Source organism: Pseudomonas shirazensis, from assembly GCF_050496565.1.
Classification (GTDB): Bacteria; Pseudomonadota; Gammaproteobacteria; order Pseudomonadales; family Pseudomonadaceae; genus Aquipseudomonas; species Aquipseudomonas shirazensis_A.
Genome location: NZ_JBNWAE010000053.1, coordinates 1 through 410, shown reverse-complemented (window position 1 = coordinate 410; position 410 = coordinate 1). Strand labels below are relative to the sequence as shown.

The 410-nt window shown below is 56.1% G+C and carries 1 protein-coding gene; it reads right to left on the bottom strand.

What is annotated here, in order from left to right:
• Nucleotides 1–32 precede the first annotated feature (32 nt).
• On the bottom strand, nt 33–410 hold a 378-nt coding region (locus ACQZ2L_RS25080; protein WP_430328317.1), incomplete at its 5' end, for a transposase.

Below are 410 nucleotides of genomic sequence, written 5' to 3'. Positions count from 1 at the left end.
CCGCTCCCACATGACTGCTCTGAGCCTTATGACTAAGCAGTACCCTTAGGCCTTGGCAGAACCACGTCCTGCCATTCCTCGCCCGTTCTGAGCATCGCATTGAGTCGCACAATAAAGACTCGCATGCACGCCACGATAGCAACCTTGGCTAACTTGCCTCGTCCACGCAGCGCTTCATATCGCGCCTTGAGCGCTGGATTACGTTTCATCGCCACCAGGCAAGACATGTACAACGCTCGCCTGACTTCAAATCTACCGCCCGAAATCGAGCGTTTGCCCACGGACTTTCCGCTGTCGTGATTAAAAGGCGCAACGCCGACCAGCGAGGCAATCTCCCGGGACTTCACACGGCCTATCTCCGGCAGAAGCGCTACCAACTTACTTGCCGTGACTAGGCCGATACCTTTGAC